This is a genomic window from Streptomyces sp. NPDC057307, assembly GCF_042667665.1.
In the GTDB taxonomy this organism is placed as follows: domain Bacteria; phylum Actinomycetota; class Actinomycetes; order Streptomycetales; family Streptomycetaceae; genus Streptomyces.
The window spans coordinates 65,981-77,533 of record NZ_JBHUZM010000023.1; the positions used below are offsets into that span (position 1 = coordinate 65,981).

Sequence of the window (11,553 nt, forward strand, 5' to 3'; positions counted from 1 at the left end):
CGGTCGCCCCTCGGGTCTCTCCCGACGGAGCCAGGGGGCGTATCGCCAGCCGCGATGGCATTCAATCACTTACCGGCAGCCATGCACGACGCCTTAGGACCATTGTCCGCCACGCCAGTGACACACTCGGTGCCGATGGCCACGAATCACGGTCCCGGCAGGCCGCCCGAGAGCGGGGACTCCCGCCCTTCCCCCGGTACGGTCCTGGACCGGCTCACCGCAGGGGCGGGCCGGGCTGCGCGCATCACCCATACGGAGCACTTGCCCCCGCGTGCGGGCAGGCATGCAGTCTGGCCCGACCGCATCCGGCCAGAAGTGATCAACGCCATTCAACTGGCCGGGGTCGACCATCCGTGGGCCCACCAGGCCGCCGCCGCCGAGCACGCCCTGGACGGCGAATCCGTCGTGATCGCCACCGGCACCGCGTCCGGCAAGTCCCTCGCCTATCTGGCGCCGGTGCTCACCGCGCTCCTGGACGGCTCCGAGGCACCCAACGGTCGCGGCACGACCGCCCTGTACCTTTCCCCGACAAAGGCGCTCGCCGCCGACCAGCGGCGTGCCGTGAAGGCGCTCGCCGCACCGCTCGGCAACGGCGTGCGCCCCGCCGTGTACGACGGCGACACCCCCGTCGAAGAACGCGAATGGGTACGCCAGTACGCCAACTACGTACTCACCAACCCCGACATGCTCCACCGCGGGATACTCCCCGCCCACCCCCGCTGGTCCTCCTTCCTGCGCTCCCTGCGCTACGTCGTCATCGACGAGTGCCACACCTACCGCGGCGTCTTCGGCTCCCACGTCGCCCAGGTGCTGCGCCGCCTGCGCCGCGTCTGCGCCCGGTACGGCTCCCATCCCGTCTTCCTCCTCGCCTCGGCCACCGCGGCCGAGCCCGCGCTGGCGGCCGGGCGGCTCACCGGCCTGCCCGTCCACGAGGTGGCCGACGACGCGTCACCGCGCGGCGAGGTCGTGTTCGCCCTCTGGGAGCCCCCTCTCACCGAACTCCACGGCGAGAAGGGCGCGCCGGTCCGCCGCACCGCCACGGCCGAGACGGCCGACATCCTCACCGACCTGACCCTCCAGGGCGTCCGCTCGGTCGCTTTCGTACGGTCCCGGCGAGGCGCCGAGCTGGTCTCCGTCATCGCCCAGGAACGCCTCGCCGAGGTCGACCGCTCCCTCGTCGGACGCGTCGCCGCCTACCGGGGCGGCTACCTCCCCGAGGAGCGCCGCGCCCTGGAGCGCGCCCTGCACTCCGGCGAGCTGCTCGGCCTCGCCGCCACCACCGCCCTGGAGTTGGGCATCGACGTCTCCGGCCTCGACGCCGTCGTCATCGCCGGCTATCCGGGCACCCGCGCCTCCCTGTGGCAGCAGGCGGGCCGCGCCGGGCGCGCCGGACAGGGCGCGCTGGCCATCCTGGTCGCCAGGGACGATCCGCTGGACACCTTCCTCGTCCATCACCCCGAGGCGCTGTTCCAGCAGCCCGTCGAGTCGACGGTGCTCGACCCGGACAACCCGTACGTCCTCGCGCCCCACCTGTGCGCGGCCGCCGCCGAACTGCCGCTCACCGAAGCCGATCTGGACCTCTTCGGCCCCGCGGTGCCCGAGCTGCTGCCGCAGCTCGTCGAGGCGGGCCTGCTGCGGAGGCGCACCACCGGCTGGTACTGGACCCGTCGCGAGCGGGCCGCCGATCTCGCCGACATCCGGGGCGAGGGCGGCCGGCCCGTCCAGATCGTCGAGGAGGGCACCGGCAGGCTGCTGGGCACGGTCGACGAGGCGGCTTCCCACACCGCCGTGCACGACGGCGCCGTCCATCTGCACCAGGGCCGCAGCTATCTGGTGCGGCGACTGGACCTGACGGACTCGGTCGCACTTGTCGAGGAGGCCGCCCCGCCCTACTCGACGACCGCGCGCGACACCACCGCCATCTCCGTCCTGGAGACCGACACCGAGATCCCCTGGGGCGAGGGGCGCCTCTGCTACGGCTCCGTCGAGGTCACCAACCAGGTCGTCTCCTTCCTCCGCCGCCGGCTCATGACCGGCGAGGTCCTGGGCGAGACCAAACTCGATCTGCCGCCCCGCACGCTGCGCACCCGCGCCGTCTGGTGGACCGTCACCGAGGACCAACTCGACGCGGCCCGGGTCAATCCGGAACAGCTGGGCGGCGCCCTGCACGCCGCCGAGCACGCGTCCATCGGGATGCTCCCGCTGTTCGCGACCTGCGACCGCCGGGACATCGGCGGTGTGTCCGTACCGCTCCACCCGGACACGCTGCTGCCGACGGTCTTCGTGTACGACGGCCACCCCGGCGGCGCGGGCTTCGCGGAACGCGCCTTCCACACGGCACGCGACTGGCTCACCGCGACCCGCGAGGCCATCGCCTCGTGCGAGTGCGAGGCGGGCTGCCCGTCGTGCATCCAGTCCCCGAAATGCGGCAACGGCAACGAGCCTCTGCACAAACGCGCGGCCGTCCGGCTCCTGGGCGAACTCCTGAAGTCCGCCCCGCCGCCGGACACCGCCGCCGCGCCGGACCTGCCGGCCCCGCGCACGGCCGAGACCGGAGCCGAGGTCACGGGCCAGGGGGTGCCCGGCGGGCCTTCGTCGGCCCCCGGACCGGCACAGCCACGGGCGGCGCGTCCGGTGGGCCCGCTCGGGACCTGACCGTCGGGGTGTACGGGCCGAAGGCCGCCCGCGCGGTCACGTCGGCGATCTCACCGGCCACCGCGCACCGCACCACCTGCGCGCCCTGTGCCCCCGCCACCTCGGCCGCCCGCGCGCAGGCGGCCTCCGCTCCTCGCAGGGCGTGTCCGGCCGCCGCCAGCGCCGCCAGGTCGGCCGCCGAACCCGCGCGGTGCCTGGCCACGACCGCCTGACCCATCGCGAGGATCACCGCGAACACGGCACACAGCGCGGTCGCCGCCACGGCCGCCCACACCGTCGCCGACCCTCGGTCACGGTTCATGGAGCCGCTCCGCGCGCCGCCGTGTCCTCGGCCGGTGCCACCGCCTCCGCGGCGAGCGTCAGCGCGATACCGCGCGGCCCGGGGGTCGGCGCCTCCACCCGTACGCGCCACAGGTCGGCCGACCGCCCCATCGTGACCTCGGCGCCCTCCGGGGCGGCCGAGCGGGCGGCCTCCATCGCCGCGCCCGGGGGCTCGGACCGGGCTGCGGCCCGAGCCCCCGCCCTGGCGGCGTCCACGCACTGGATCTGCGCGGACGCCGCCATCAGGGCCCACAGCAGCGCGGCGACGAACACCACCAGCGCGGGCAACGCCACGGCGGCCTCCGCCGTCACCGACCCCCGGTCGCCGTCGTCCCCGACCGTCCCGGACTCAGAACTTCGCATCGAGGGCGTTCCCGATGACCGATTCCAGGGCGCCGGCGACGGGCCCGCTGGTGATCACCTTGTAGAGCAGGGCGGCGAAGCCGCACGCGGCGAGAGTGCCCACGGCGTACTCGGCACTCACGATTCCGGCGTCCTCCCGCGGGCCGGCCCGGAACCGGAACCCGCTGCCGACCCGGACCCTGCTCCGGCGCAGCCGGCTCACCCCGCTCGCCACCTCCACCACACGCCATGCCCGTCGTCCCGACGGTCCCATCGGCATCCTCATGTCAACCTCCCGTTGGATCAGCGCAGTTGGTTCAGCACAATTGGTTCTTCGCGGTTGAATCCGCGGAGTCGCGTCGGCTCAGTCGCCGCGCAGCAGTCCGGTCGCCAGGCCGATCACCACCGGGGCCACCCCCACCGCCAGAAAGGCGGGCAGGAAGCACAGCCCCACCGGAGCGGTGATCAGCACCTGGGCCCGGCCCGCGCGGGCCGTGGCCTGCCGGGCCCGGTCCGCCCTGAGGCCGTCGGCCAGCCGGGAGACCGGCTCCGCCGCCGGCGCTCCCGTGGACCCGGCCCGCTCCAGACAGCGGGCCAGCTCCGCGGCTCCCGGTATCTCGCCGAACCGACCCCACGTCTCGACCGGTTCACCCCCGAGCCGCAGCGCCGCCGCCGTACTCACCAGCCGCTCGCCCACCGGCCCGCCCAGCGACTCCCCCACCGCTTCGGCCGCCTCGCGCGGGCCGGCCCCGGCCGAGACGCAGGCGGCCAACAGATCTGCGGCGAGCGGCAATTGACGCTCGGCCTCGGCGACGGCCTCGTTCGTGGTCGCGCCGGGGCCCGCCTCGCGGTTACGCAGCCACCGCCGGACGCCGTACGCCCCGGCGAACCCGGCCACCAACCCGGCCGTCCCGCCGATCAGCGCCCAGCCAAGACACCAGGTCCCCAGCGGCGGGCCCCACCGCCGGAGCCACACGCCGCGCTCCGGCCGCACACGCCGCCGCACGGGCGCCGCCTCCAGGGCCAGCAGCGCCACCATCCGTCCGCGAGCGGCTCGTTCGCGGCGCCACCCCGACCAGGCCAGGGCCACGGACACCACCGCCGCCAGCAGTGCGGCGGCCACCCACAAGCTGTGGATGAAGTCCCCCCGTGCGAGAGCCCCGTTCATGACGCGCTCCCGCCCCGGACGATCCGCCCGGCCCACCAGAAGCCCATCGCCTCCAGGAGTCCGCCCACCACCAGACAGCCCAGACCGGCAGGGGTGTGGAGCAGCACGTTCATCGGGTCGGCCCCCATGGCCCAGCCCATCGCCAGTCCCGCCACGGGCAGCAGCGCCAGCACCACGACCGTGGACCACGCGCCGGTCAACTGGGCCCGCAGGGACTCCCGCTGGTCGTGCTGACCTCGCAGCGCGGCCCGCAGGCGGTCGAGACCGGCGGCCAGTCCCGCCCCGCCGTCCACCGCGACCCGCCAGCAGGCGGCGACCCCCACGAGACCTTCCGCACCCGGTCGCCGGGCGGCCTCGCGCAGGGCCTCGGGAACATCACCGCCGAAGCGGGCCGCCGCGACCACCCGGGCGAGCTCCGGGCCGCCCGGGTCCCGGCCGTTCGGGTCCCGGCCGACACCCCCGACGGCTGTCGTGAGCGCCTCGGCCGGCTGCGCCCCGGCTCTCAACTCCCCGACGAGCCCGTCGCAGAGACCTCGCACGGCCTCGGCCCGTCGCTCCGCCGCGCGCCGGTGCTCCGCCGCCCGCAGCCGCCGCCTCACGAGCGGCACCGCCGCGGCCCCGGCGATCAGCGGCAGTACCGACTCGCCCCACAGGGCGATCATCAGTCCCACGGGCACATAGAGCCACTCCTTCCCCAGTCCCGCCAGCCGCTCGCGGACCGTCCGCGCCGCAGCCCCGGCCTTACCGCCGCTTCCGGCGCTTCCGGCGCTTCCGGCGCTTCTTCTCCCGGCGCCGAACAGCAGCTCCGCCCGCCGCGAGGCCCGACTCCGGTCCACCTCCGCCAAGACCGCCAGTAGCACCAGCACCACGCACACCACCGCGTAGGACAGGGCCAGGGGCATCGGCATCGAGGCCGACATCGGCGTCACAGCGCACCCCCGATCAGCGACCGCAGCCTCGGCCAGCCCCGCTCGTACGCGAACCCCTCCGCGCCCCAGCGCAGCGCGGGAACCGGCACCACCAGCCCCGCCGCGTCCCGCTCCAGCACATGCACCTCGGCGATACGACGTCGCCCGGCCCGGTCCCGTACGAGATGGATCACCACCGACAGCGCCGCCGCCAACTGGCTGTGCAGAGCGGCCCGGTCGAGACCGGCGGCCGTGCCGAGGGCTTCCAGCCGCGCGGGCACATCGGCGGCGGTGTTCGCGTGAACCGTCCCGCAACCGCCCTCGTGGCCCGTGTTCAAGGCGGCCAGCAGAGTGGTCACCTCAGCTCCGCGGACCTCCCCGACCACCAGTCGGTCGGGCCGCATCCGCAGCGCCTGGCGCACCAGGTCCTCCAGGGTCACCTCGCCCGCACCCTCCTGGTTCGCGGGCCGTGCCTCCAGACGGACGACATGCGGATGGTCGGGCCTCAACTCAGCCGAGTCCTCCGCCAGGACGATCCGCTCGCGCTCCCCCACCAGGCCGAGCAGAGTGCTGAGGAGTGTGGTTTTTCCTGAGCCCGTGCCGCCACTGATCAGGAACGACACCCGCGCCTCGATCAGCGCCCGCAGCAGTCGCTCACCGCCCGGCGGCACCGTCCCCGCGGCGGTCAGTTCCGCCGGGGAGAACGCCCGGGGGCGTACGACCCGCAAGGACAGACACGTCGATCCGACGGCCACCGGGGGCAGCACCGCGTGCATCCGGGTGCCGTCGGGCAGCCGGGCGTCCACCCACGGGCGCGCGTCGTCCAGCCGCCGTCCCGCCACCGCGGCGAGCCGCTGCGCCAGCCTCCTTACGGCCGAGGCGTCCGCGAACGACACGTCCGTCAATTCCAGGCCGCCGCCCCGGTCCACCCAGACCCGGTCGGGCGCCGAGACCAGCACGTCCGTCACGGAGGGATCGGCCAACAAGGGCTCCAGCGGCCCCGTCCCGACCAGCTCGCACCTCAACTCCTCGGCGGCACCGAGCACTTCCGCGTCCCCCAGAAGCCTCCCCTGGGCCCTCAGAGCCGCCGCCACGCGTGCGGGGGTCGGTTCGGCCCCGCTCTCCGCCAGACGCTGCCGTACGGCGTCCAGGAGCGCTCCACCGACCTGCGCTCCCCTGGCGCGTGTCACGGCGCTCACGCGGTCACGCTCCCGTCCCCGGCGCCCGCGAGCGCCCGCTCCCAGAACGCGGCGCAGAACCGCGCCAGCGGACCCCGCACGCTCGCCCCCGGCGGCGACCCGGTCTCCTGGGCCGCCAACAGTCCGGGCTCCACGGGAAGTTCACCCACCAGCGGCAGCCGCAGCGCGTCGGCCACCCAGCTGTCGTCCAGCCCGGTCGCGTAAGGCCCACGGACCACCGCCCGCAGGTCCGGCAGGACCATGCCGACCAGCGACGCCACCCGGCCGGCGGCCGCGACGGCCCGCAGCTCCCCCGGCACCACCAGCAGACCGACGTCCAACTGCGCCAGCGCCTCCGTCGCGGCCTCGTCGATCCGGCGCGGAAGATCCACGACCACGACGCCGCCCCGTCTGCGGGCCGCCGCGAGGACGGACCGCATGGCCGCCGGCGGGACGAGCACGGAGTCTCCGCGGTCCCAGCTGAGCAGGCTCAGATCGTGCAGCCGGGGCAGCGATTCCTCCAGCGCACCGCCCGCCACCCGCCCCTTGGAGGCGGCGAAATCCGGCCATCGGCGGCCCTTCGCGCGCTCGCCGCCGAGCAGCACGTCGAGCCCCCCGCCGAGCGGGTCGCCGTCGATGAGCATGGTGCGCAGGCCCTGGCGGGCAGCCGTGACTGCCAGCGCGCAGGCCAGCGTCGAGGCCCCGGCCCCGCCACGGCCGCCGATCACCCCGACGGTGAGCGCGGGCCGCCCCACGCCTTCGGCGACGTCGGCGATCCGGTCGACGAGCCAGCTCTCCGCGTCGGGCAGGCGCAGCACGCAGTCGGCACCGATCTCGACGGCCCGCCGCCATACGTCCGGGTCGTCCTGGTCGCGGCCGACGAGCAGCACCCCTCGGCGCCGGGTGGCGGACCGGCAACGTACGGCCGCGTCGTCGCCCACCAGCACCAGCGGTGCGGACTCCCACCCGCCCCTGCGCTCGGGCACCGAATGGTGCACCTCGGGCTCGGCGCCCGCGGCGGCGCACAGCCGCAGCAGATCGTCGAGCAGGTCGACGTCCTCGGTCACGATCAGCGGTCCGGCCCGGTGCCCTTCGGCGACCGGCGAGCGGTCGGACGTCCTGAATCCAGCCATTTACTCCACCCCCTATTCCCGCGATCCCGGATCAACGTCCGCAGCCGCGCCGAAGGCGCTCGCCCACACGATGCGCGGACACCTCAAGGGCATCCGCTCAGTGGGCTCTCAGCGATCTCGTAGTGATCCGGCATCGGTGATTCCGGCTACCGCGAACTTTCGCGGTCGGAAATCACCGTGCATCGCGCGGAAAAATCGTGTGGATCTTGCTCAAAAGCTGTGGACAACTCCCCGGTTGTGAATATCTCCGTAGCTCATACCGGTGACTTCCGAGAGCAGCCTGGCAACTACGCACAGTGACGAGTAGAGTGCGAATCAGCTCCGCGCACACGAAGCGCCAAGAGGGGAGGGGGTGCGGGCCGGCCACGGGCCCGAGCGTCAGAAACGCGTCCGGACATGCGACGACCCCCGCCGGGGGGGAGAGCGGGGGTCGTCCCCCAGACCGACTCGGGGGGGGAGGAGCCGGACCAGGTGAGCACGGTCGCGAACGATCCGTGACTTCCATGGTGTACCCGAGAGCCTTCTCAGGCAAACCCACGCGCCGTACCTTACGCCGAATGGTGGGCGCCTATGCTCGGCATCGTGGAAAACCACTCCTTGCCTCGCACAGCGGCCTTCTTTGACCTGGACAAGACGGTCATTGCGAAGTCGTCGACGTTGACCTTCAGCAAGTCCTTCTATCAAGGCGGACTGATCAACCGCCGAGCCGTACTGCGCACGGCATACACGCAGTTCGTCTTTCTCGCGGGCGGCGCCGATCACGACCAGATGGAGCGCATGCGCGAGTACCTCTCCGCGCTCTGCAAGGGCTGGAACGTCCAGCAGGTCAAGGAGATCGTCGCCGAGACGCTGCACGATCTCATCGACCCGATCATCTACGACGAGGCCGCGTCCCTCATCGAGGATCACCACACGGCCGGACGCGATGTGGTGATCGTCTCCACATCCGGCGCGGAGGTCGTGGAACCGATCGGTGAACTCCTGGGCGCCGACCGGGTCGTGGCGACCCGCATGGTCGTCGGGGCCGACGGCTGCTTCACGGGTGAGATCGAGTACTACGCGTACGGGCCGACCAAGGCCGCGGCGGTCAAGGCACTCGCCGCATCCGAGGGGTACGACCTGGACCGCTGTTACGCGTACAGCGACTCCGTCACCGATCTGCCCATGCTCCAGTCGGTCGGCCATCCGTACGCGGTCAATCCCGACCGGGCACTGCGGCGCGAGGCGGCGGCCCGCGATTGGCCGATTCTCGTCTTCAATCGGCCGGTCCGGCTCAAGCAGCGGCTGCCCGCCTTCTCCATGCCCCCACGGCCGGCGCTCGTCGCGGCGGCAGCGGTGGGCGCGGCGGCGGCCACGGCGGGACTGGTCTGGTACGCGAGCCGGCGGCGCCAGGCGGCTTCCGTATGAGCCGCACGCCGACCCACCCGCCCCAGCCCGCTCCGACCACAGCCGGCCGGTTCGCCCTTATTTGAACCTAAAAGTAAAGTCGCGGAGCGAGGGCTTTCGCTTCTCTCCGGACAGGAGTAAAAAGGAATCAACGGCCCGCGAGACCAAGGACATCCGAGAGGACGACCTGTAACGCACGAAGGCCCCACGGACCGAGCATGAAAACCGAGTACCCACGCGACGTCGACCCGTCGATTACGGGCCAGCCGCACCAGGTGACGGGCGAAGTACCCGACCTGATGGGCAAACTACGAGGACGCTTGGTAACTGGGTGGACGTGCCAGCGGCGGTACCTCTCCGGTACCGCCGCATTTGTGTTCCGGAAGAGGACGACCTAGGCCGCGCCGCGCTGCAGCGCCTCGCACACGGCCGTCGACTCCCTGACACCCAGCTCGACCGCGCGCCCGCAGTGCGTGATCCACGCCGCCATCCCGTCGGGCGTCCCCGACAGATAGCCGTCGAACGCCGCCACGTACGCGGCGCGCCCCAGCTCCGCGTGCCCGACCTCGGACGGGCAGATCGACTTGGGGTCGAGCCCGCTGCCGATCAGCACGATCCGTTCGGCGGCCCGCGCGACCAGGCCGTTGTACGAACCGAAGGGGCGCAGCGCCAGCAGTTCGCCGTGCACGACCGCCGCCGTGACGAGCGCGGGCGCCGAACTCCCCGCGATCACCAGTCCGGAGAGCCCGTCCAGCCGTCCGGCGACCTCGTCGGCGGCGGGCAGCGGCGCCTCGATCAGCGGCTTGGGACTGTCGGGCCCCGGCGTCTCGACGACCGGTTCACCGGCCAGCCTCGGCCGCCCGACCGTCTCCCCCGCGGCCCCCGCGGCCCCCGCGGCCACACCCCTACCAGCGCTCACACCCGTATCGACGCCATCACCCGCGCCGGCACTCACGCCACCGGCCGCCACCAGATGCAGCCGGGCCAGCACCCGCACCGGCGACTGCCGCCAGATCGAGAGGAGTTGGCCCGCCTCGGCCGTCAACCGCAGCGCGGCTCCCACCGTCAGCGCGTCCGACGCGGCGCCGAAGTCGCTGCGCCTGCGCACCTCTTCGAGCGCCCAGTCCGCGCCGGAGAGCGCCGCCGATCCCCGCGCGGCACGCAGCGCGGCCTCCGAGGTGACCTCGTTGCTGCGCCGTCTCATCACGCGGTGCCCGTAGACGAGGTCGACCGCCTTGCGCACCGAATCGACCGCGTCGGGGACGCCCGGCAGGGAGCCCAGAGCGGCGAGGGGGTCATGCCCTCGTGGAGCGGACGAAGCGTTCGGAGCTGTCGTACTCATAGGTAGCAAGGCTACGCGCCCATAGCGCACGCCCCACGTTGGAGTGGTCTTCTTCACCCGATGTGACAGCGCACAGCGACATGACCACTACGCTAGGTGAACATGAAGATCGCTTTCGTGGGTAAGGGCGGCAGTGGCAAGACGACGCTGGCCTCGCTCTTCATCCGCCATCTGACCGCCAACGAGGCCCCCGTCATCGCGGTGGACGCCGACATCAACCAGCATCTGGGGGCCGCGCTCGGTCTCGACGAGGAGCAGACCGCCGCGCTGCCGGCGATGGGCGCGCATCTCCCGCTCATCAAGGAGTATCTGCGCGGCACCAACCAGCGGATCACGTCCGCCGATTCGATGATCAAGACGACGCCCCCGGGCGAGGGCTCCCAGCTCCTGCGGGTCCGCGAGTCCAATCCGGTGTACGACGCCTGCGCCCGCACCGTCCGGCTGGACGACGGCGACATCCAGCTGATGGCGACGGGGCCGTTCACCGAGTCCGACCTGGGGGTGGCCTGCTACCACTCCAAGGTCGGCGCGGTCGAGCTCTGCCTGAACCACCTCGTCGACGGCCCGGACGAGTACGTCGTCGTCGACATGACGGCGGGCTCGGACTCGTTCGCGTCGGGGATGTTCACCCGGTTCGACATGACGTTCCTCGTCGTCGAGCCGACACGTAAGGGAGTGTCCGTCTACCGCCAGTACAAGGAGTACGCGCGGGACTTCGGCATCGCGCTGAACGTCGTCGGCAACAAGGTCCAGGCCCAGGACGACGTGGACTTCCTCCAGGACGAGGTGGGCGACGACCTGCTCGTGACCGTGGGGCACTCCAACTGGGTGCGGTCCATGGAGAAGGGCCGCCCGGCCGCCTTCGAACTGCTGGAGGCGGAGAACCGCGTGGCGCTCCAGGTCCTGGAGGACGCGGCGGAGGACTCGTACGCGGACCGCGACTGGGAGCGCTACACGCGGCAGATGGTGCACTTCCACCTCAGGAACGCGGAGAGCTGGGGCAATGCGAAGACGGGCGCGGACCTGGCCGCACAGGTCGACCCGGCGTTCGTGCTCCGCGAGGACGTGGCGGTACCGCAGCCGAGCTGAGCGCCGCGGTGGTACGGGCGGCACATCGTCG

At 72.9% G+C, this 11,553-nt stretch carries 11 protein-coding genes; 3 read left to right on the plus strand and 8 right to left on the minus strand.

The window, feature by feature from the left end:
- Positions 1-54: 54 nt before the first annotated feature.
- A complete protein-coding gene (locus tag ACFUN8_RS12095) occupies positions 55-2,655 on the plus strand; it encodes a DEAD/DEAH box helicase (RefSeq protein WP_383634853.1) in 2,601 nt (866 codons plus the stop codon).
- Here ACFUN8_RS12095 and ACFUN8_RS12100 read toward each other — a convergent pair.
- From ACFUN8_RS12100 to ssd, 7 genes are all read right to left on the minus strand, one after another.
- Positions 2,564-2,956: an Rv3654c family TadE-like protein gene (locus ACFUN8_RS12100; protein ID WP_383634855.1), complete on the minus strand. Its 393-nt coding sequence runs from the start codon at positions 2,954-2,956 to the stop codon at positions 2,564-2,566. The genes ACFUN8_RS12095 and ACFUN8_RS12100 overlap by 92 nt on opposite strands.
- Positions 2,953-3,339, minus strand: a complete 387-nt coding sequence (locus ACFUN8_RS12105) for a TadE family type IV pilus minor pilin (protein ID WP_383634857.1) — start codon at positions 3,337-3,339, stop codon at positions 2,953-2,955. The genes ACFUN8_RS12100 and ACFUN8_RS12105 overlap by 4 nt, the downstream gene beginning before the upstream one ends.
- Positions 3,326-3,604, minus strand: a complete 279-nt coding sequence (locus tag ACFUN8_RS12110; RefSeq protein ID WP_383634859.1) for a DUF4244 domain-containing protein — start codon at positions 3,602-3,604, stop codon at positions 3,326-3,328. Before ACFUN8_RS12110 ends, ACFUN8_RS12105 begins: the two co-directional genes overlap by 14 nt.
- 78 nt (positions 3,605-3,682) lie before the next feature.
- A complete protein-coding gene (locus ACFUN8_RS12115; RefSeq protein WP_383634861.1) occupies positions 3,683-4,486 on the minus strand; it encodes a type II secretion system F family protein in 804 nt (267 codons plus the stop codon).
- A complete protein-coding gene (locus tag ACFUN8_RS12120; RefSeq protein WP_383634879.1) occupies positions 4,483-5,406 on the minus strand; it encodes a type II secretion system F family protein in 924 nt (307 codons plus the stop codon). Before ACFUN8_RS12120 ends, ACFUN8_RS12115 begins: the two co-directional genes overlap by 4 nt.
- Before the next feature lie 5 nt (positions 5,407-5,411).
- Complete coding sequence (locus ACFUN8_RS12125; RefSeq protein WP_383634863.1) at positions 5,412-6,593, minus strand: TadA family conjugal transfer-associated ATPase; 1,182 nt, start codon at positions 6,591-6,593, stop codon at positions 5,412-5,414.
- A complete protein-coding gene (ssd, locus tag ACFUN8_RS12130) occupies positions 6,590-7,705 on the minus strand; it encodes a septum site-determining protein Ssd (protein WP_383634865.1) in 1,116 nt (371 codons plus the stop codon). Before ssd ends, ACFUN8_RS12125 begins: the two co-directional genes overlap by 4 nt.
- Before the next feature lie 570 nt (positions 7,706-8,275).
- Here ssd and ACFUN8_RS12135 point away from each other — a divergent pair.
- On the plus strand, positions 8,276-9,112 hold the full coding sequence (locus tag ACFUN8_RS12135) for an HAD-IB family hydrolase (RefSeq protein WP_383634867.1): 837 nt from the start codon (positions 8,276-8,278) through the stop codon (positions 9,110-9,112).
- 373 nt (positions 9,113-9,485) lie between these two features.
- Here ACFUN8_RS12135 and ACFUN8_RS12140 read toward each other — a convergent pair whose 3' ends face one another.
- Positions 9,486-10,433 carry an oxidoreductase gene (locus ACFUN8_RS12140; RefSeq protein WP_383634869.1) on the minus strand — a complete coding sequence of 316 codons (948 nt, stop codon included), beginning with the start codon at positions 10,431-10,433 and terminating at the stop codon, positions 9,486-9,488.
- 102 nt (positions 10,434-10,535) lie between these two features.
- On the opposite strand from ACFUN8_RS12140, the gene ACFUN8_RS12145 reads away from it, so the two are divergent.
- On the plus strand, positions 10,536-11,522 hold the full coding sequence (locus ACFUN8_RS12145) for an ATP-binding protein (RefSeq protein ID WP_383634871.1): 987 nt from the start codon (positions 10,536-10,538) through the stop codon (positions 11,520-11,522).
- Positions 11,523-11,553 lie beyond the last annotated feature (31 nt).

Bases quoted from the DNA above. Each gene is read 5' to 3' on its own strand.
- ACFUN8_RS12115 (WP_383634861.1), bottom strand. From the start codon at position 4,486: ATGAACGGGGCTCTCGCACGGGGGGACTTCATCCACAGCTTGTGGGTG.
- ACFUN8_RS12140 (WP_383634869.1), bottom strand. From the start codon at position 10,433: ATGAGTACGACAGCTCCGAACGCTTCGTCCGCTCCACGAGGGCATGAC.
- ACFUN8_RS12135 (WP_383634867.1), top strand. From the start codon at position 8,276: ATGCTCGGCATCGTGGAAAACCACTCCTTGCCTCGCACAGCGGCCTTC.
- ACFUN8_RS12120 (WP_383634879.1), bottom strand. From the start codon at position 5,406: ATGTCGGCCTCGATGCCGATGCCCCTGGCCCTGTCCTACGCGGTGGTG.
- ACFUN8_RS12105 (WP_383634857.1), bottom strand. From the start codon at position 3,339: ATGCGAAGTTCTGAGTCCGGGACGGTCGGGGACGACGGCGACCGGGGG.
- ACFUN8_RS12100 (WP_383634855.1), bottom strand. From the start codon at position 2,956: ATGAACCGTGACCGAGGGTCGGCGACGGTGTGGGCGGCCGTGGCGGCG.
- ssd (WP_383634865.1), bottom strand. From the start codon at position 7,705: ATGGCTGGATTCAGGACGTCCGACCGCTCGCCGGTCGCCGAAGGGCAC.
- ACFUN8_RS12110 (WP_383634859.1), bottom strand. From the start codon at position 3,604: ATGAGGATGCCGATGGGACCGTCGGGACGACGGGCATGGCGTGTGGTG.
- ACFUN8_RS12095 (WP_383634853.1), top strand. From the start codon at position 55: ATGGCATTCAATCACTTACCGGCAGCCATGCACGACGCCTTAGGACCA.
- ACFUN8_RS12145 (WP_383634871.1), top strand. From the start codon at position 10,536: ATGAAGATCGCTTTCGTGGGTAAGGGCGGCAGTGGCAAGACGACGCTG.